The 17362-nt window shown below is 73.1% G+C and carries 15 protein-coding genes; 7 read left to right on the top strand and 8 right to left on the bottom strand.

Annotated elements, in window-relative coordinates; genetic code table 11:
- Positions 1 to 93: 93 nt before the first annotated feature.
- A complete protein-coding gene (locus tag ACYUD3_RS30075; RefSeq protein WP_470976878.1) occupies positions 94 to 2346 on the bottom strand; it encodes a helix-hairpin-helix domain-containing protein in 2253 nt (750 codons plus the stop codon).
- Positions 2347 to 3269: 923 nt separating this feature from the next.
- Positions 3270 to 4256, bottom strand: coding sequence for an aldo/keto reductase (locus ACYUD3_RS30070; protein WP_470976561.1), 987 nt, complete (start codon positions 4254 to 4256; stop codon positions 3270 to 3272).
- A gap of 157 nt (positions 4257 to 4413) precedes the next feature.
- Between ACYUD3_RS30070 and ACYUD3_RS30065 the strand changes: the two genes are divergently transcribed.
- A complete protein-coding gene (locus ACYUD3_RS30065; protein ID WP_470976558.1) occupies positions 4414 to 5469 on the top strand; it encodes an LLM class F420-dependent oxidoreductase in 1056 nt (351 codons plus the stop codon).
- A gap of 136 nt (positions 5470 to 5605) precedes the next feature.
- Here the strand turns inward: ACYUD3_RS30065 and ACYUD3_RS30060 are convergent, their stop codons facing one another.
- A complete protein-coding gene (locus ACYUD3_RS30060; protein ID WP_470976555.1) occupies positions 5606 to 6601 on the bottom strand; it encodes a magnesium and cobalt transport protein CorA in 996 nt (331 codons plus the stop codon).
- Positions 6602 to 6663: 62 nt separating this feature from the next.
- Here ACYUD3_RS30060 and ACYUD3_RS30055 point away from each other — a divergent pair, with 62 nt between their 5' ends.
- From ACYUD3_RS30055 to ACYUD3_RS30035, 5 genes are all read left to right on the top strand, one after another.
- The gene (locus ACYUD3_RS30055) at positions 6664 to 7347 is read left to right on the top strand and encodes a histidine phosphatase family protein (protein WP_470976552.1); all 684 of its coding nucleotides are present in this window, start codon (positions 6664 to 6666) and stop codon (positions 7345 to 7347) included.
- Between the two features lie 91 nt (positions 7348 to 7438).
- The gene (locus tag ACYUD3_RS30050) at positions 7439 to 8029 is read left to right on the top strand and encodes a DUF3090 domain-containing protein (RefSeq protein ID WP_470976549.1); all 591 of its coding nucleotides are present in this window, start codon (positions 7439 to 7441) and stop codon (positions 8027 to 8029) included.
- On the top strand, positions 7993 to 8826 hold the full coding sequence (locus ACYUD3_RS30045) for an SCO1664 family protein (protein ID WP_470976546.1): 834 nt from the start codon (positions 7993 to 7995) through the stop codon (positions 8824 to 8826). The genes ACYUD3_RS30050 and ACYUD3_RS30045 overlap by 37 nt, the downstream gene beginning before the upstream one ends.
- Positions 8827 to 8947: 121 nt before the next feature.
- Entirely contained in the window at positions 8948 to 10177 is a 1230-nt protein-coding gene (gene mshC / locus ACYUD3_RS30040; RefSeq protein ID WP_470976543.1) for a cysteine--1-D-myo-inosityl 2-amino-2-deoxy-alpha-D-glucopyranoside ligase, read from the top strand.
- Positions 10178 to 10407: 230 nt separating this feature from the next.
- Positions 10408 to 11370, top strand: a complete 963-nt coding sequence (locus tag ACYUD3_RS30035) for an SMP-30/gluconolactonase/LRE family protein (RefSeq protein ID WP_470976540.1) — start codon at positions 10408 to 10410, stop codon at positions 11368 to 11370.
- A 108-nt stretch (positions 11371 to 11478) separates the two neighbouring features.
- Here ACYUD3_RS30035 and ACYUD3_RS30030 read toward each other — a convergent pair whose 3' ends face one another.
- From ACYUD3_RS30030 to ACYUD3_RS30010, 5 genes are all read right to left on the bottom strand, one after another.
- Entirely contained in the window at positions 11479 to 12396 is a 918-nt protein-coding gene (locus ACYUD3_RS30030; protein WP_470976537.1) for a PAC2 family protein, read from the bottom strand.
- A gap of 248 nt (positions 12397 to 12644) precedes the next feature.
- A complete protein-coding gene (locus tag ACYUD3_RS30025; RefSeq protein WP_470976534.1) occupies positions 12645 to 13316 on the bottom strand; it encodes a FadR/GntR family transcriptional regulator in 672 nt (223 codons plus the stop codon).
- A 91-nt stretch (positions 13317 to 13407) separates the two neighbouring features.
- On the bottom strand, positions 13408 to 14790 hold the full coding sequence (locus tag ACYUD3_RS30020) for an amidohydrolase (protein ID WP_470976531.1): 1383 nt from the start codon (positions 14788 to 14790) through the stop codon (positions 13408 to 13410).
- Positions 14787 to 15560 (bottom strand): nucleoside phosphorylase, encoded by a 774-nt coding sequence (locus ACYUD3_RS30015; RefSeq protein ID WP_470976528.1) that lies wholly within the window; start codon positions 15558 to 15560, stop codon positions 14787 to 14789. Before ACYUD3_RS30015 ends, ACYUD3_RS30020 begins: the two co-directional genes overlap by 4 nt.
- Positions 15557 to 16027: a hypothetical protein gene (locus ACYUD3_RS30010; RefSeq protein WP_470976875.1), complete on the bottom strand. Its 471-nt coding sequence runs from the start codon at positions 16025 to 16027 to the stop codon at positions 15557 to 15559. Before ACYUD3_RS30010 ends, ACYUD3_RS30015 begins: the two co-directional genes overlap by 4 nt.
- Positions 16028 to 16283: 256 nt before the next feature.
- On the opposite strand from ACYUD3_RS30010, the gene mtnA reads away from it, so the two are divergent.
- Entirely contained in the window at positions 16284 to 17315 is a 1032-nt protein-coding gene (gene mtnA / locus ACYUD3_RS30005) for an S-methyl-5-thioribose-1-phosphate isomerase (RefSeq protein ID WP_470976526.1), read from the top strand.
- Positions 17316 to 17362: the final 47 nt, after the last annotated feature.

Below are 17362 nucleotides of genomic sequence, written 5' to 3'. Positions count from 1 at the left end.
GGAGCGTCCGGGCCAGGGGCTTCGGGGTTTGCCCGAGGGGCGCGGAGGGTGGGTTTCCTCCGCGCCCCTTTCGCTTGCCGGCCCCCGCCCCCGCTACTCGACCGCCACCGCCGCCAGTTGCCCCTTCAGCAGCCCCGGCAGCCGGGTCGTGCGCGGCTTGGCGGGGATCTCGGCGACCGCGTGCGGGAGGGCCTGGTCGACGCCGTGGACGACCGACAGGTGCCGCTCCGCGCGGCTGAACGCCGTGTACACCCAGGGCCGCGACAGCCCCTGGGCCGCGTCCCCCGGCAGCACGACGACCGCCGCCGGCCAGCGGCCCCCCGCCGCCTGATGCGCGGTGATCGCCCACCCGTGCCGCAGCCGGCTCTCGACCTGCTCCTTGGGCACGACGACGGCGGCGCCGGCGCACGTGAGGCGCAGCCCGTCCGCGCCGGCCCCCACGACCCGTGCCTGGGCCGTCCGGCCGGGGGCGGGGGAGTAGGCGACGAGGTCACCGGGGTCGTATCCGGCGTACTTCCCGGGGCCGGGATTCAGCCGTTCTTTGAGCGCGGAGTTGAGCGCGCGGGTACCGGCCGCGCCGCCGTGACCCGGGGTGATGACGACGGTCTCGCCCGCGGTGACCCCGAAGGCGCGGGGTACGGAGTCGGCGACCAGCTGCACGGTCCGGTGCACGGCCTCACCCGCGTCCCGCACCGGCACGATCACGATCTCCTTGCCGGGCGCGTCGACCTGGTTGAGCTCCCCGATCCCGATCCCGGAGACCAGCTCCCCGAGGGGCCCCGGGTCGGGCACCCGCGAGGCGACCTGAGGACAGCTCCGCGCGGCGATCAGATCCCCGAACACCCGCCCGGCCCCGGCCGACCCCAGCACCCCCGGATCCCCGCTGAACACCAGCCGGGCTCCGTCCGCCAGCGACTCCACGACCATCGCACCGATCTCGACATCGAGCTGCGGGGCGTCCAGGACGATCAGCAGATCGAGAGCCAGGGTCCCATCGGAGTCCCGCCCGGGGCCCTGGGCGCCGGAGAGGAGGGCGGGGAGGGTGACGATGGTGTCGGTGAGGTGGGCGGGGAGGGCTGGGGAGGAGTCCGCGCGGCCGGTGCCGTGGTCGGCGGAGTGCGTGCCGCGCGCGGTGGATGCGTCGGCGTACTCGGCGTGCCGGGCGTGGGAATCGGCACCGGCAGAAGGCCCGTCCGCCCCCGCGCCGGCCCGCCCCTCCGCGCCGCCACCCCCGAGCAGCCCCGCGAACCTCCCCCGGCCCTCCGCCGTATGGCAGGCGACCACCACGCGCAGACCCCGCGCCCGCGCGGCGTCGGCCAGGGCCGCCGGTTCGGTGCGGGACGCCTCGCCGCCGGTGTGGAGCACCAAGGGGTGTGCGGCGACCGCGCGGATCAACTCGGCGGCTCCGCGCGGGGCGGTGGACGTGTCCCACTCCTCGGCGGCGTCCCCGGGAAGGGAGTTGGCGATGCGGCCCAGGCCCTCGGCGAGGCTCTCCTCCGCGAGGGCGTACCGCTCCAGGCCGACCAACGCGCGCGTGGGAGGCTCCGCCTCCTCATCGTCGTCCTCCACGACCGCCTCCTCCAGCGGGTCCTGGAAGAGCAGCGCCTCCCCCTCGTCCAGCGCGTTCCGCACGGCCTCCTCGGCGTCCGGCACCCCGCGCTGGGCCAGCGCCCCGGTGAGCGCCGCCAGCTCCAGCACCGTGTGCCCCGCCAGCGCGGCCTGCTCCAGCAGCCAGACCGTCAGCGCACGGCCCCTGCGCTCGTCGTCCGGCCCGCACTCCCCGCCGAGCAGCGCCCGAGCGAACCCATCAGCCTGCTCGGGCCGCACCCCGGGGACACGCAGCAACTGCCAGGGGTCGTCCCGCAGCAACTCACCGGCGCCGACTCCGTGCACGGCGGCGACTTGCGGAGCCATCCCCTCGGGCGCTCCACCGGCGACCAGGACGGCCCGTACGGCTGCCGTGGCTTCGGGGGGCAGGGCAGGGGCGGGCGGGGCGTGGGTGACGTCGGTGGGGGGCGTTGCGGGCCGTTGTGCGGGATCGGGGGAGGTCTGGGGCGGCACGGTGTGGGCGGCGGGGCTGACGTAGGGGGCGGGAGAGCCGGGGGCCGCGGGAGCGCTCGGAACGGCGTGGGCAGCGGGGCTGGAGTAGGCGGCATGGCCGACGGAGGGGGCGGGAGCGCCGGGGGCTCCGGGAGCGGCCGGAACGGCTTGAGCGGCGGCTCGGGTGTTCAGGGTTGCAGGAGTGCTTGCGGTGCCTGCGGTATCCGGAGCCGCGAAGGCGCCCGGGGTTGCTAGGGCACCGGAGGCTGTCCGAGCGCCCTGGGTTGCCGGAGCGCCCGAGGACATCGGGGCTCCCGGAGCTGCTGGGAACTCCGAAGTCGCAGCGGTTCCCGGAATCGCCGGGCTGCCCGAGGGTGAAGGGCTGCCCGGAGTCGCGGGGGTTCCCGGAGTCGCCGGGGACCCTGGAGTCGCCGGGCCGCCCGAGGAGGCCTGGCCGTTTGGAGTCGCGGGGGCACCCGAGGAGGCCAGACCGCCCGGAGTCGCCGGGGCACCCGAGTCCCCCAGGGACGCCGGAACAGCGACAGGTACGGAGGCCGGCTTGGCCCCGCTCTCCATCGCCCGCACGGCGGCGAGCAGTTGGGCGGCGGTCCCCGTCAGCTTGGTCCCGCTGTCGACCGGCCCCTCCCTCTCGGCCTTCCGCCGCGCGATCCGCTCCCGCTCGACCTTCTGCGCGGCAAGCTCGGCCTGGGCTTCGGAGAGTTCAGGCTTGGCACCCGCGTCCCCGTCACCGCTCACGGCACTCTCACCGCTGGCGGTGCCCTCACTGCTCGCGGCCCCCTCAACGCTGGTGTCCCCGTCACTGCGCACGGCCCCCTCAGCGCTGTCGGCCCCGGAAGCCTCCGCATCGGCTACAGCACCGTCGACATCACCCTCCCCGGAGCCGGCAGCCCGAGCGCCCCCCTCGCCCGCGCCCCCCTCGGCATCGTCCTCCCTGACACCCGCAGCCTGGGCGTCCCCCTCAGCGGCTACGCCCCCCTCAGCCCCGTCACCCCCACCGGCACCAGCCTCCTGAACGGCACCCCCGGACCCGCCCCGCCCGTCGTCCAGATCCCCCTCGGCCCGCTCGCCGCCCCCGCCCGAGCCCCTTTCAGCCCCGCCCCCCTCAGAAATCCCTCCGCCCCCGGAACCCCCCTCGGCCCCCGACCCCCCGCCCGCGTACTCCTCCGGCGTCCCAGCCCCGGTCTGTTCCGTGGTCTGCGGGTCCGTGCTCACAGCGTGCTCCAGTCGTGATCGGGATAGCGGTGCACGGGCGCGGAGACGTCGTCGAGCGCCCGGCAGATCTCGTCAGGAAGCGTAAGGGCCTCCACTGACAATGCGGCCGTGAGCTGCTGCGCGTTGCGCGCGCCGACGATGGGGGCGGAGACGCCGGGGCGGTCGCGGACCCAGGCCAGGGCGACCTGGAGGGGGGTCACCGCGAGACCGTCCGCAGCCGTCGTCACCGCGTCGACGATCCGGCTCGCCGTGTCGTCGAGGTACGGCTCCACGAACGGGGCGAAGTGGTCGGAGGCGGCCCGGGAGTCCGGGGGCAGGGCGTCGCCCCGGTACTTGCCGGTGAGGACGCCCCGGCCCAGCGGAGAGGAGGGGAGGAGGCCGATGCCGAGGTCTATCGCGGCGGGCAACACCTCGCGCTCCACGCCGCGTTGGAGGAGCGAGTACTCCATCTGCGTGCTGGACAGCCGCGTACGCGTGCCCGGGGCGGCCAGCTGCCAGGTCGCCGCCTTGGCGATCTGCCAGCCGCAGAAGTTGGAGACCCCGGCGTAGCGGGCGCGCCCGCTGGAGACGGCGATGTCGAGGGCCTGGAGGGTCTCCTCCATGGGCGTGTCGGGGTCGTAGGCGTGGATGTGCCAGACGTCGACGTAGTCGGTGCCGAGGCGGGCCAGGGAGGCGTCCAGGGCGGCGAGGAGGTGGCCCCGGGAGCCGTCGAAGCGGCGGTGCGGGTCGGGGACGCTGCCGGCCTTCGTGGCGATGATCAGGTCCCGGCGCGGTACCAGCCCCTCGATGAGCCGGCCCAGCAGATATTCGGCGTCGCCGTCGCCGTACACGTCGGCCGTGTCGACCAGTGAACCGCCCGCTTCCCAGAACGTCTTCAAGAGGTCCGCCGCGTCGTGCTCGTCGGTGTCGCGGCCCCAGGTGAGGGTGCCGAGTCCGATGCGGGACACGCGCAGGCCGGTGCGGCCGAGATGCCTCTGCTCCATGAACGCCGACATTACTGGCCAGAACCCGGCGGTGGGTTGCCTGTGGATAACCGAATCCGCAGGTTATCCACATCGGGCGGCCCCTCCCCGCCGCGCGCGGGGCCGCGCTATGGTCTGTCCGCAAGGGACGTTACTGCTCAGTAAGGGGATGTGGCCGATGCGGCTCGGGATCAACCTGGGGTACTGGGGTGCCGGGATGGACGGGGACAACCTCGCCGTGGCGCAGGAGGCCGACCGGCTCGGCTACTCCGTCTGCTGGGCCGCGGAGGCCTACGGCTCGGACGCGGCGACCGTGCTGACCTGGGTCGCGGCCAAGACCGAACGCATCGACGTCGGCTCGGCGATCTTCCAGATCCCCGCCCGCCAGCCCGCGATGACGGCGATGACGGCGGCCACCTTGGACTCGCTCTCCGGAGGCCGCTTCCGCCTCGGCCTGGGCGTCTCGGGACCGCAGGTCTCCGAGGGCTGGTACGGCGTCAAGTTCGACAAGCCGCTGTCCCGCACGCGCGAGTACGTCGAGATCGTCCGCAAGGCGATGACCCGCGAGCGCCTGTCCTTCGAGGGCGAGCACTGGACGCTGCCGCTGCCCGGCGGCCCCGGGAAGCCGATCAAGCTGACCGTGCACCCCGAGCGCGAGCACATCCCGCTGTACATCGCGGCGATCGGCCCGAAGAACCTGGAGCAGACCGGCGAGATCGCCGACGGCGCCCTGCTGATCTTCCCCTCCGCCGAGCACCTGGAGGACACCGCCCTGAAGCACCTCCGCGCGGGCCGCGAGAAAGCCGGCGCGACCCTGGACGGCTTCGACGTCTGCCCGACCCTCCCGCTCGCCCTCGGCGACGACAAGGACGTCGACAAGCTCGCGGACACCTTCCGGCCCTACACCGCGCTGTACGTCGGCGGCATGGGCAGCCGCAAGCAGAACTTCTACAACCAGCTCGCCCGGCGCATGGGCTACGAGGAGGCCGCCGCCGAGATCCAGGACAAGTACCTGGCCGGCGACAAGAACGGCGCCGCCGCGGCCGTGCCGCACGACCTCATCGACCAGACCACGCTGCTCGGCTCCGTGGAGCGGATCGCCGACCGGATGAAGGCCTACGCGGCGGCCGGCGTCACCACCCTCACGCTCGCGCCCGCCGGGTTCACCCTCGACGAGCGGATCGCCGCCCTGCGCGCGGGCGGCGAGGCGCTGGAGCTGGCCGGACTGGCCTGAGGTTTCCCCGGCCGTGGTGGGGGCTCGGGGGGTCTTCCCCGCCACGGCCGTCACGGGGAACAACGCGCCACCCCGCGCGGGGTTACGCCCCCGGCGGTCCCTCTTACGGCGCACTTGTCCTACCGAGCGCGAAGGCTCACAGCCAGCCCCGCCGCTTGAACGTCCCGTACAGCAGCCACACCAGGACCAGCATCAGCGCGATCACCCCGGGGTACGACCACACCCAGTGCAGCTCCGGCATGTGCGTGAAGTTCATCCCGTAGATCCCCGCGATCATCGTCGGGACCGCCGCCATCGCCGCCCACGCGGAGATCTTCCGCATGTCGTCGTTCTGCCGCACGCTCATCTGCGCCAGGTGCGCCGACAGCACGTCCGACACCAGCCGGTCCAGGCCCTCCACGGACTCGTTCACGCGCGCGAGGCGGTCGCTCACGCTCCGGAAGAAGGGCCGCGACCCGTCGTGCACGAACGGCACCTGGGGGTCGTACCGGTCCGCGCCGCCCAGGCGGGCCATGGGCATGGCCAGGGGGACCGTCGCACGCCGGAACTCCAGGATCTGCCGCTTGAACGTGTAGATCCGCGACGCGGTGCCGCCCGAGCCGCCGCCGGCCGGTGAGAACACCTCCGCCTCCAGGCCCTCCAGGTCCGACTGCAACTCCGCCGCGATCTCCAGGTACCCGGCGACGACCGCGTCCGAGATCGCGTAGAGGACCGCTGTGGGCCCTTTCGCGAGCAGCTGGGGCTCCTGCTCCAGCCGGCGACGTACGGCCGTCAGAGGGGCGTCCTGGCCGTGTCTGACGGTCACCACGAAGCCGTCGCCGAGGAACACCATCACCTCGCCGCAGGAGACCGTGCCGCTCCCCGCGTCGTAGCCCACCGGCTTCAGCACCACGAACACCGAGTCGTCGTACACCTCGAGCTTCGGGCGCTGATGTGCCTTCAGGGCGTCCTCCACCGCCAGCGGATGCAGCCCGAACTCCTCGGTGACCAGCGCGAACTCGTCCCTGGTCGGCTCGTACAGCCCGATCCACACGAACCCGCCCCCGGCCCGCGCCGCGGCCAGCGCGTCCGAGAAGTCCGCGGGACCCTCGCTGCGGCGGCCCTCACGGTAGATCCCACAGTCGACGATCACGCCGCTCATTCTCCCGCCGGTGTCACGGCGGCGCACCCACGCCTGCGCCTACCCTGGGCCGCATGCCCACGCTGATCCTCGTCCGGCACGGACGGTCGACCGCCAACACCGCTGGAGTGCTCGCCGGGTGGACGCCGGGGGTCGCTCTCGACGAACGCGGGCGCGCGCAGGCCGCCGCGCTGCCGGGGCGGCTCGAAGGGGTGCCGGTGGCGGAAGTCGTCACCAGCCCGCTCCAGCGCTGCCAGGAGACCATCGAGCCGTTCCTGCACGCGCGCGGGATGACCGCGCACACCGACGAACGCATAGGCGAGGCCCACTACGGCGACTGGTCGGGACGCAAACTCGCCGAACTCAGCGGCGATCCCCTCATGGAGGTCGTCCAGGCCCACCCCTCCGCCGCCGCCTTCCCCGGCGGCGAGTCCATGCGCGCGATGCAGACCCGGGCCGCCGAAGCCGTACGCGAGTGGAACGCGCGCGTGGAGCGCGACCACGGGGAAGGCGCCGTCTATGTGATGTGCTCGCACGGCGACGTCATCAAGTCGCTGGTCGCCGACGCCCTGGGACTGCACCTCGACCTGTTCCAGCGGATCTCCGTCGAACCCTGCTCGGTCACCGTCATCCGGTACACCCGGCTGCGGCCCTTCCTCGTGCGCCTCGGCGACACAGGGGACTTCGCCTCGCTCGTCCCGCGCGAGGAGCCGCCCGCCGGGGACGCGACCGTAGGGGGCGGTGCGGGCGCACCGTGATCGTCGGCCGCAGTAGGGTGAGGCGGTCGCCCTGCGCGCGCACACAGGGCCGTACCCCTATCCGCACACCCCCGACCATGGAGATCAGGACGTGTCCCGTCAGGTGTTCCTCTACGACCCCCCGGACCGTTTCGTGGCCGGTACGGTCGGGCTGCCCGGACGCCGTACGTTCTTCCTCCAGGCCAGCGCCGGCCCCCGGGTGACCAGCGTGGCCCTGGAGAAGACCCAGGTCGCGGCGCTCGCCGAGCGCATGGACGAACTGCTGGACGAAGTCGTGCGGCGCAGCGGCGGAAGCGCCGCCGTACCCGCCGTCGCCCCGGCCGAGAACCACGACACCGCGCCCCTGGACGCCCCCGTGGAGGAGGAGTTCAGGGTCGGGACGATGGCCCTGGCGTGGGACGGCGACGAGCAGCGCATGATCGTCGAGGCGCAGGCGCTCGTCGAACTGGAGGCGGAGTCCGAGGAGGACCTCGCCGAGGCCGAGGAGAAGCTCCTCCAGGACGAGGAGAACGGGCCCCCGATGCTGCGGGTCCGGCTGACCGGCGCGCAGGCGAGGGCCTTCGCCAAGCGCGCCCTGGACGTCGTCAACGCGGGCCGCCCGCCCTGCCCGCTGTGCAGCCTGCCGCTCGACCCGGAGGGACACGTATGTCCGCGCCAGAACGGATACCGCCGGGGGGCGTGACCGCCGTGGAACCGGCCGACGCCGACCTGCTGGCGCACGGCGAGCTGACCGTGCGCGGCCGGATCGGGGACGCCTCCAACGCCGTCCTGTACTGCACCGTCGCCCATGAGGGCCGCGAAGCCGCCTGCGTGTACAAACCCGTCGCGGGGGAGCGGCCCCTTTGGGACTTCCCCGACGGGACCCTCGCCCAGCGAGAGGTCGCCGCCTACGCGGTCTCCGCCGCCACCGGCTGGGGGCTGATCCCGCCGACCGTGCTGCGCGAGGGCCCCTACGGCGAGGGCATGTGCCAGCTGTGGATCGAGGCCGCCCCCGAAGCCGAACTCCTCGCCCTGGTCGACGCCGAGGAACCCGGACCCGGCTGGAAGGCCATCGGGTTCGCCGAGGTCGGCGAAGGCAAGACGGCCCTCCTGGTGCACGCCGACGACGACCGCCTGCGCCGCCTCGCCGTCCTCGACGCGGTCATCAACAACGCCGACCGCAAAGGCGGCCACCTCCTGCCCACCGCCGACGGCCGCCTCTACGGCATCGACCACGGCGTCACCTTCAACGCCGAGAACAAGCTCCGCACCCTCCTGTGGGGCTGGGCGGGCGAACCCCTGACCGGGGAGGCCCAGGCCGCCCTCCAGGCCCTCAGAACGGCCCTGGAGCCCTCCGGGACCCTCACTGCGACCCTCGCCCCCCTCATCACCCCGGCGGAACTGGACGCCACCCGCGCACGGGTCGCCGACCTCCTCACCACCGGCAAGCACCCCGAGCCCGGCGGCGAATGGCCCGCGATTCCCTGGCCGCCCGTCTGACAAACCTGAGATTTCTCACGAACCCCCAGCACAGCGCCCGCACCCGCACAAGAGCGCCTTCCCGGCCGATCCCACGCACTCCGGTTCGTGACCCGAAGTGCCGTCCGGTTACGCTCATGACATGCATGCCTGGCCCGCTTCCGAGGTCCCCGCCCTGCCTGGTCAGGGCCGCGACCTGAGGATCCACGACACCGCGACCGGCGGTCCGGTGACCCTCGACCCCGGTCCTGTCGCCCGTATCTACGTGTGCGGCATCACGCCGTACGACGCCACGCACATGGGGCACGCGGCGACCTACAACGCGTTCGACCTCGTGCAGCGCGTGTGGCTCGACACCAAGCGGCAGGTTCACTACGTCCAGAACGTCACCGACGTCGACGACCCCCTCCTGGAGCGCGCCGAGCGCGACGGCGTCGACTGGGCCGGCCTCGCCGAGCAGGAGACGGCCCTCTTCCGCGAGGACATGACCGCCCTGCGGATGCTCCCGCCGAAGCACTACATAGGCGCCGTCGAGGCCATACCGGGCATCGTCCCGCTCGTCGAGCGGCTGCGCGACGCCGGCGCCGCCTACGAGCTCGACGGGGACGTGTACTTCTCCGTCGAGGCCGACCCGCACTTCGGCGAGGTCTCCAACCTGGACGCCGCCGCCATGCGGCTGCTGTCCGCCGAGCGCGGCGGCGACCCCGACCGGCCGGGCAAGAAGAACCCCCTCGACCCGATGCTGTGGATGGCCGCCCGCCCGGGCGAGCCCAGCTGGGACGGCGCCTCCCTGGGCCGCGGCCGGCCCGGCTGGCACATCGAGTGCGTCGCCATCGCCCTCGAACACCTCGGGATGGGCTTCGACGTCCAGGGCGGCGGCTCCGACCTCGTCTTCCCGCACCACGAGATGGGCGCCTCCCACGCCCACGCCCTCACCGGCGAACACCCCATGGCCAAGGCCTACGTCCACGCCGGCATGGTCGGCCTGGACGGCGAGAAGATGTCCAAGTCGCGCGGCAACCTCGTCTTCGTCTCCCGGCTGCGCCGCGACGGCGTCGACCCCGCCGCCATCCGCCTCACCCTGCACGCCCACCACTACCGCTCCGACTGGGAGTGGACCGACCAGGGCCTCGCCGACGCCGTCGCTCGCGTCGCCCGCTGGCGCGCCACCGTCTCCCGCCCCGACGGCCCGCCCGCCGAAGTCCTCGTCGAGGAACTCCGCGAAGCCCTCGCGAACGACCTCGACACCCCGGCGGCCCTCGCGGCTGTCGACCGCTGGGCCGCCCGCCAGGAGAGCGAGGGCGGCGACGACATCGGCGCCCCCGGAGTCGTCTCCCGCGCGGTCGACGCCCTCCTGGGCATCGCCCTCTAGGGGCAACCGGCAGCACTAGGGGGGGGCGGTCAGGTCGTATTCATACGATCCGGCCGCCCCCTTCCGGTGTCCGTACGATCCGGCCGCCCCCCTTCCGGTGCCGGAGAGCTGTCGATGAACTGTCGAAGGCCGGGCAACCCCTGTGTCCCCAGCGGCAGTTGTGATGGGGTGGACGGACTGTTGACCGTCCGGCCGGCAGGCAGCCGGCCCTCCTGCGGAAGGACGCCCCCGTGGCACCCGGTTCCTTCGCACGCCCCCCACGCCTTCTCTCCCGCCGCAGCGTGCTCGCCGTCGGCGCGGCCACCCTCGGCGCCGCCTCCCTCGGCACACCGGCCGGCGCCGCCTCCTGGCCCGAGGTGATCCAACTCCCCGACGGCTTCCGCCCCGAGGGGATCACCATCGGCCGCGGCCCCTACGCCTACCTCGGCTCCCTGGGCGACGGCTCGATCTACCGCGCGGACCTGCGCACCGGCGCGGGCCGCATCGTCTCCGCCGGACCCGGCACCCCCTCCGTCGGCCTCAAACTCGACGACCAGGGGCGCCTGTTCGTCGCCGGACGCGGATTCGGGCTGCGCGTCGTCGACGCCCGCAGCGGCGAGATCCTCGCCTCCTACGCGCCCGCCCAGGCCGAGCCCACGTTCATCAACGACGTGCTGCTCACCCCGCGCGCCGCCTGGTTCACCGACTCCAACCAGCCGGCCCTCTACGCCCTCCCGCTCGGCCGCGGCGGCGCGCTCCCGGCCGCCGAGGACGTCGTCACCCTCACCCTCGGCGGCGACTGGGCCCAGACCCCCGGCGAGGCCGTCAACGCCAACGGCATCACCCGCACCCCCGACGGCTCCGCGCTCCTCGTCGTCCAGTCCGGCGTCGGCGCCCTGCACCGCGTCGACCCGCGCACCGGCCTGACCACCCTCGTCGACCTCGGGGACGCGGCCCCGCTCACCAACGGCGACGGGCTGCTGCGCGACGGGCGCACCCTGTACGTCGTCCAGAACCGGCAGAACGCCGTCGACGTGTTCAGGCTGGCCGCCGACGGGCGCAGCGGGGTGTTCCAACGGCGGCTCACGCACCCGGAGTTCGACGTGCCGACGACCGTCGCCGCGTATCAGGGGCGGCTGTACCTGCCCAACGCGCGGTTCACGACGACACCGACGCCGGAGACGACGTACGCGATCGTGTCGGTACCGGCTTAAAGCGCTTTAAGCGGACCTAAAGCGCTTTAAAAGGTTCTTAAAGCGCTTTAAAACCGGCAGAGGGCGGTGCCCATGAGCACCGCCCTCCACCTCGGCCCGCAGGGGCCCTCAGTCCTCCGACGAATCCTCATCGTCCCCGCCGGCCTTCGGCGGCTTCGGCGGACGGGTCCGCTCACTCGGCTCGTTGGGGTCGCGGCGGCGCAGATAGCGTTCGAACTCGCGGGCGATCGCCTCGCCGGACGCCTCGGGCAGCTCGGCGGTGTCCCGGGCCTCCTCCAGCGTCTGGACGTACTCGGCGACCTCGCTGTCCTCGGCGGCCAGCTGGTCCACCCCGGTCTGCCAGGCGCGCGCGTCCTCGGCCAGCTCGCCGAGCGGCATCGCCACGTCGATCAGGTCCTCCAGGCGGTTCAGCAGCGCCAGCGTCGCCTTGGGGTTCGGCGGCTGCGACACGTAGTGCGGGACGGCCGCCCACAGCGACACCGCGGGGACGCCCGCGTGCGTGCACGCCTCCTGGAGCACGCCGACGATGCCGGTCGGGCCCTCGTACTTGGTCTCCTCCAGGTCCATCCGCCGCGCCAGGTCCGGGTCGGACGTGGTGCCGCTGATCGGGACCGGACGGGTGTGCGGGGTGTCACCGAGCAGCGCGCCCAGGATCACCACCAGCTCCACGCCCAGCTCATGCGCGAACGCCAGCAGTTCGTTGCAGAAGGACCGCCAGCGCATCGACGGCTCGATGCCGCGCACCAGCACCAGGTCACGCGGCTTGTCCCCGCCGACCCGCACCACCGACAGCCTCGTCGTCGGCCATGTGATCTTCCGCACCCCGCCGTCCATGAACACCGTGGGGCGGTTCACCTGGAAGTCGTAGTAGTCCTCGGCGTCCAGCGCCGCGAACACCTCGCCCTTCCACTCCCGCTCCAGATGCGCGACGGCGCTGGACGCGGCGTCACCGGCGTCGTTCCAGCCCTCGAACGCGGCCACCATGACTGGGTCGATCAGCTCGGGAACTCCCTCCAGCTCGATCACCCAGCGCCTCCTTCCGACATGCTCTCGCCTGACCACCCAACCTTACGGCGTGCGGCGGGAGCGTCCGCAGCCCCCTGGACGGGGGAGTGACCGGATCACTGCCCCGCCCGGCGGCCTTGGACACCCCGCGGCCGGGGTCAGTGCGGAAACCGGTTTCCCGAAATTCCTTACGGGTTCCATACAGCCGCTTCGAGGGCACTCGACGCAACCGCTTTCACGGCCAGTCCGCCGCCGCCCCGCGATCCGTCTCACAGACTGGACCGCAACCACTGCTCCACGCTCGCGATGTGCACCGTCGCCCACGACCGCGCCGCCTCCGCGTCCCGGTCCCGCAGCGCCGCCAGGATCGCCCGGTGCTCGTGCAGAGTGCGCGCGACCGCGTCCTCCTGCGTCAGCCCGCGCCAGATCCGCGCCCGCGTCGTCGGCCCCGAGAGCCCGTCCAGCAGCGAGCACAGCACCGAGTTGCCCGCGCTCCGCACGATCCCGCGGTGGAACTCCAGGTCGGCGGCGACCAGTTCCTCCACCGAGGGCGCCGCCCCCAGCTTGTCCAACTGGGCGCTCAGCGCGTCCAATTGCTGCTCGCTGATGCGCAGCGCCGCCATCGCCGTCGCGGCCGGTTCCAGGATGCGGCGCACCGCCAGGAACTCCAGGACGGTGTCGTCGCGGTGGAAGTCCACGACGAAACTCAGCGCCTCCAGCAGGAGTTGGGGGTCCAGGCTGGTGACGTACGTGCCGTCGCCCTGGCGCACGTCCAGGATGCGGATCAGCGACAGCGCCCGCACCGCCTCCCGCAGCGAATTCCTCGACAGGCCCAGTTCGGCGGCGAGTTCGCTCTCCTTGGGCAGCCGGTCCCCGGGCCGCAGCGCACCTGAGACGATCATTCCCTTGATCTTCTCGATCGCCTCGTCGGTGACTGCCATGACCGGCCTCCCAGCGTCGTTCGTCCCGGGGCGCGTCGACCCACGTTCGTCCCCACCCAGACATCGGATGTCTAGCGGACATTATGCGGGCTCAGCGGACCCGCGACCCCAAGTCCGCGATCACCGACTCCAGCTCCGCGACCACGGCCCGCTCGTCCAGCGTCGTCAGCACCCGGTCCCGCATCAGGACTCTCCCGTCGACGACGGTGTCCCGCACGTCCGAAGACTTCGCCGCGTACGCCAGCGTCGACCACGGGTCGTGCAGCGGCCGTACATGCGGCCCCTCCAGCGACACGACCGCCAAGTCGGCCCGCTTGCCCCGCTCCAGCGACCCCAACTGATCCCCGAGCCCCAGCGCCCGCGCCCCCTCCACGGTCGCCATCCGCACCGCCTGCTCGGCCCCGACCAGCGTCGGATCACCCCCGGCCTTGTGCACCAGCGCGGCCTGCCGTACGACCCCCAGCACGTCAAGGGAGTTGGAGCTGACCGCGCCGTCCGTGCCGAGGCCGACGGTCACCCCGGCGCTCAGCAGCCGGGGCACCGGCGCGACGCCGCAGCCCAACTTCAGGTTGGAGAGCGGACAGTGGGCCACCGAGGTGCCGGTGCGGGCCAGCGCCGCGATCTCCGGGCCGGTCAGGTCGACGGCGTGCGCCAGCAGGACGTCCGGGCCGAGCAGGCCGAGCGAGTCCAGCAACTCCACAGACCGTTTCCCGTACTTGACCTCCACGGTCGCGACCTCGGCCGCGTTCTCCGCCGCGTGGAGGTGAATCAGCGCGCCGAACTCCCTTGCCAGGGCGAACACTTCGGTCAGCTGGGCGGGGGAGAGGGTGTAGGCGGAGTGGGCGAAGAGGACGGGTCTCCCGGCGGGGCCGGCATCAAGGGCTGCGCCTTGACCGGTGCGGACCTCCCCGGTGCTGAACTCAAGGCCCGCGCCCCGGCCGGTACGGATCTCAAGGTCCTTGCGGGCCCAGGCGATCCGGTCCTCGAAGGACCGTCCGTCCGGCGGCTCGGGCACGTCCATGAAGGTCGGCCCGGTCAGCAGCCGCCACCCCGCCGCCCGCGCCGCCTCCTCGGCCGCCTCGTGGAACCAGTACATGTCCAGCGCCGACGTCACCCCGGCCCGCACGCTCTCCGCGACCGCCAGCCGGACCGCCGCCGCCACGTTCTCGGGCGTCAGCAGCTCCGCCTCCCACGTCAACACCCGTTCCAGGAAGCCCTGGAGAGTGACGTCGTCGGCCCGGCCGCGCAGCAGGCTCATCGCGAGATGCGTGTGCGTGTTGACGAAACCGGGCAGCACGAGACAGCCCGAGGCGTCGATCTCCTCGACGCCCGAGAAACGCGCCTGGACGGCCCTGGTCTCCCCCACGGCGAATATCTCGCCCCGGTGGATCGCAACCGCCCCGTCCTCCCAGACAGTTGACCGGTCGTCCATCGTCAGGACGGTCCCCGAGCGCACCAACAGGTCGACGTTCACGCGGACTTCACCTCAGCCTCAGCTTCGAAAGCCTCCGCCAGCAGCCGCAGCGCCTCCAGCGAGACGACCGCCCCCCGCTCGACACCCCGCGCGACGACGTCGCGGTGCGGGTCGTAACTGCTCGTGCCCTCCTCGTCGACCAGCTCGTCCGCGTTCGCGCCGTCCACGACCAGGACACCGCCCGCCGTCAGCCCCCGCAGCGACGCCGTCACGAACAGCGCCGACAGCTCCATCTCGATCGCCGCGAGCCCGGCGCCGTCGTACGAGAACAGCGGGATGAGGCCCGGCTGGAAGGCCGCGCGGGTCCAGACCACGCCCCGGTGGTGCGGGGCGCCCGTCTCGCGGGCGGCGCGCTGGAGCGCCAGGACCGCCTCGGGGGCGGCGACCGCCGGGTACTCGGCCGGTATCAGCTGCTGGGTGACGCCGTCGTCGCGCACGGCCGCCTCCGCGATCACCAGATCGCCGTCACCGATCCCCGGCCGCATCGCCCCGGCCGTACCGAACCGCAGAAAAGTGCGGACGCCCGCGTCGGCCAGCTCCTGGAACAGCAGCACCGCCCCCGGCGCCCCCACCCCGTGCGAGGCCACCGTCACCGGCAACCCCTTCCAACTCCCGCTGAACACACGGTACTCACGGTGGTACGACACCTCCCGCGCACCGTCGAGCAGCCCGGCCACCGCCGCCGCGCGCGCCGGATCACCGACCACGACGGCGTGAACGGGCAGACCGGTACGGGGAACACGGGTGACGGGCAGGAGGTCCTGCGTCATGAGACAGCTCCAGAAGGGGGAGGGGTACGGCGACGGCGGCGGGCCGTCGACAGGAACAGGGCGCCGAGCGTGACGACGTACGGCGCGGCGTCCGTGGCCTGTTGGGGCAGGCCGACGCCCTGGAGGCGGAAGCCCGCCGCCTCCACCAGGCCGAACAGCAGCACCGCCGTATAACGGTACTTGGCGGGCCGCACGCCCAACGTCGCGGCTGCCTCCGGGGATTCACCCACCCCGCGCAGCCGAAGGCCCCACGCGAGATACGCCGGCGGGCTGAACCCCCCTACCAGGGGCAGGCCTTGGAGCGCCGGGTCGCTGAACATGGCGATGCCGAGCACCACCGCGTCGCCCTTCAGCGTCACCGCGCCGACCGCGAGGACCAGCGAGTACGCCGCCGCCGCGAGGAACACGATCACGATCGCCCGGAGCACCTGCGTCAGCTCGCGCGGCACCTCCGTCGTCCGCTCCATCGCCAGCCCGCCGACTTGCGGCACCGCGAAGAAGAACGACGCGCCGGGTCACGAGAGCGCTGGGGGAGAGGGCGGGAAAAAAGTGCACGGGGGAGGGTGAAGCGAGGCCGAGGAGGGGAAGGCTCAGCCGCGACACCGGCCGAAGTCCAGGAAACGGCGCCTCGTGAGCGGGGACACGTCTCCTGTCTCGAACTATGGTTCGCCGAGGTCATGTACGGTGTCGGACACCGAACGGACCTTCAGGAGCGTCCCCCATATGCCCCAGGAACTGCGTGCCGTCGACTGGACCGGCTCCGCGCTCGCGCTGATCGACCAGACCCTTCTTCCGCACCGCTACGAGACGGTGGACATCCACGATGTGGACAGCCTCGTGGACGCCATCCAGCGCCTCGTCGTCCGCGGCGCCCCCGCGATCGGCGCCGCCGGCGCGTACGGGGTCGCCGTCGCCATGCTCCAGGCCGAGCGCGAGGGCTGGAGCGACGTCGAGACCCTCGCCGCCGTCGCCCGCATCCGCGAGGCCCGCCCCACCGCCGTGAACCTCATGGTCGGCGTGGACCGGGTCATGACCCGTTACGCCGAGGGCCTCGACGCGGTCCTCGAGGAGGCGGCGGCCGTCCAGCGCGAGGACGTCGAGTCCAACCGCGCGATGGGCGTCCACGGCGCCGAGTGGCTCCTCAAGCGCACGGGCCTCGACCGCCCCCTGCGCATCCTCACCCACTGCAACACCGGCGCCCTCGCGACGACCGGCTGGGGCACGGCCCTGGGCGTCGTACGCGAACTCCACGCCCGCGGCAAGGTCGAGCTCGTGTACGCCGACGAGACGCGGCCCCTGCTCCAGGGGTCCCGGCTCACCGCCTGGGAGCTGGTCCAGGAGGGCATCCCGCACTACGTCCAGGCGGACGGGGCGGCGGCCGGGACCATCCTGCGCGGGGAGGTCGACGCGGCGATCGTCGGCGCCGACCGCATCGCAGCCAACGGCGACACCGCCAACAAGGTGGGCACCGTGGGCGTCGCCCTCGCGTGCGCCGACGCCGGCATCCCCTTCCTCGTCGCGGCCCCCACCACGACCGTGGACCTCTCGACGCCCACCGGCGCCGACATCCACATCGAACTCCGGGGCGAGGACGAGGTGTTGGAGTGGGGCGGCGTCCGCACCGCCCCCGCCGAGTCGCGCGGCCACAACCCCGCGTTCGACGTGACCCCGGGCCGCCTGGTCACCGGACTGGTCACCGAGCGGGGCGTGTTGGAGGTCTCGGCGGGCGAACTGCCGGGCGACCGGCTGAAGTAGCCGTACGCGAAGTGGGGCCCTTTCCGGAAAGGGCCCCACTTCTCACC

It is taken from the genome of Streptomyces sp. AMJ-169 (assembly GCF_055597585.1).
This window is presented reverse-complemented; position numbering and strand designations above follow the sequence as displayed.

Coding starts and splice junctions, on each gene's coding strand:
- ACYUD3_RS30010 (WP_470976875.1), bottom strand. CDS start 16,027: ATGGAGCGGACGACGGAGGTGCCGCGCGAGCTGACGCAGGTGCTCCGG.
- mshC (WP_470976543.1), top strand. CDS start 8,948: ATGCATGCCTGGCCCGCTTCCGAGGTCCCCGCCCTGCCTGGTCAGGGC.
- ACYUD3_RS30070 (WP_470976561.1), bottom strand. CDS start 4,256: ATGGAGCAGAGGCATCTCGGCCGCACCGGCCTGCGCGTGTCCCGCATC.
- ACYUD3_RS30025 (WP_470976534.1), bottom strand. CDS start 13,316: ATGGCAGTCACCGACGAGGCGATCGAGAAGATCAAGGGAATGATCGTC.
- ACYUD3_RS30075 (WP_470976878.1), bottom strand. CDS start 2,346: ATGTCCTCGGGCGCTCCGGCAACCCAGGGCGCTCGGACAGCCTCCGGT.
- ACYUD3_RS30015 (WP_470976528.1), bottom strand. CDS start 15,560: ATGACGCAGGACCTCCTGCCCGTCACCCGTGTTCCCCGTACCGGTCTG.
- ACYUD3_RS30045 (WP_470976546.1), top strand. CDS start 7,993: ATGTCCGCGCCAGAACGGATACCGCCGGGGGGCGTGACCGCCGTGGAA.
- mtnA (WP_470976526.1), top strand. CDS start 16,284: ATGCCCCAGGAACTGCGTGCCGTCGACTGGACCGGCTCCGCGCTCGCG.
- ACYUD3_RS30055 (WP_470976552.1), top strand. CDS start 6,664: ATGCCCACGCTGATCCTCGTCCGGCACGGACGGTCGACCGCCAACACC.
- ACYUD3_RS30065 (WP_470976558.1), top strand. CDS start 4,414: ATGCGGCTCGGGATCAACCTGGGGTACTGGGGTGCCGGGATGGACGGG.